The sequence below is a fragment of the Nguyenibacter vanlangensis genome (assembly GCF_013376155.1).
Classification (GTDB): domain Bacteria; phylum Pseudomonadota; class Alphaproteobacteria; order Acetobacterales; family Acetobacteraceae; genus Gluconacetobacter; species Gluconacetobacter vanlangensis.
This window is the reverse complement of the sequence record NZ_JABXXP010000769.1, coordinates 1-1,269: the sequence shown is the minus strand read 5'-3', so window position 1 is coordinate 1,269 and position 1,269 is coordinate 1. Positions and strand designations below refer to the sequence as shown.

General features: G+C 69.7%; 1 protein-coding gene. It reads left to right on the top strand.

From position 1 onward, the window contains the following. The coding region (locus tag HUK84_RS18875) for an efflux RND transporter permease subunit (protein WP_176641594.1) at window positions 1-1,269 on the top strand (1,269 nt) is incomplete at both ends.

Sequence of the window (1,269 nt, the reverse complement as noted above, 5' to 3'; positions counted from 1 at the left end):
AGCTCCGACGCCACCCTGGCCGGCATCCGCGCGGCGCTGCCCGGCATCGCGCGTTCGCTGCCCGCCGGCGTCACGCTCGACCCCTATTACAGCCGCTCGGACCTGACCGACCGCACCATCGCCACGGTGCGCGACAATCTGGCGATGGGCGCCGCGCTGGTCGTGGCGGTGCTGGTGGTGGTGATCGGCGACTGGCGCGCCGCGCTGGTCATCGCCTCGGTCATTCCCTTCGCGCTGGCCTGCGCCATGGCCGGCATGCGGCAGTTCGGCATCTCGGCCAACCTGCTCAGCCTGGGCGCGATCGATTTCGGCATGATCGTCGACGGCTCGCTGGTGATCGTCGAAAACCTGATCGCCCACCGCCAGCGCGGCGATACCGCCGACCTGCGCACCCAGGTCGTGTCCTCGGTCATGCAGGTGATCCGTCCCGTCGGCTTCGCGATCCTGGTCATCATCATGGTCTACCTGCCGATCCTGACCCTGCAGGGGATCGAGGGAAAGATGTTCCGCCCGATGGCCCAGACCATCATCATGGCGCTGCTGGCGTCCCTGGCCTACTGCATGGTCTGCGTGCCGGTGATCGCCGCGCTGGCCCTGCGCCACGCCCCCGCCCATGGCGACACGCGCCTGGTGGCGATGCTGCGCCGCCGCTACCGCCCCGTCGTGCTGTGGGGCGAGGCCCATCCCGGCCCTCTGTTCGGCGCCACCTTCGCCGTCTTCCTCCTCTCGGTGTTCCTGGCCACCCGCCTGGGCGGCGAATTCATCCCCCAGTTGGGCGAGGGCGCGCTGGTCGTCACCTCCACCCGCCTGCCCAGCGCCTCGCTGCCCACCGTGCTGCACTCCGTCCTGCGCGAGGAACAGATCCTCAAGCGCTTCCCCGAGGTCGCGACCGTGGTCAGCAACACCGGCACCTCGGCCATCCCCACCGACCCGATGGGCGTCAACGAAACCGACAGCTTCATCTTCCTCAAGGACCCGTCGCAGTGGCGCACCGCCAGCACGCAAGAGGGGCTGGTGACCGCCATCGACAAGGTCCTGCGCGACCAGTTGCCCGACGCCCAGTTCTCCTGGAGCCAGCCGGTGCAGATGCGCATGGACGATCTGCTGTCCGGCGTCCGGACCCAGATCGCGGTCTCGATCTACGGTCCGGACCTCGACATGCTCTCCAGCCTGGGCGACCAGGTGGCCGCGGCGCTGAACGGCGTGCCCGGCGCCGCCGACGTGGCGCCGCAGGGCGACGGCACGCTGCCCTTCATCCATGTCGATGTC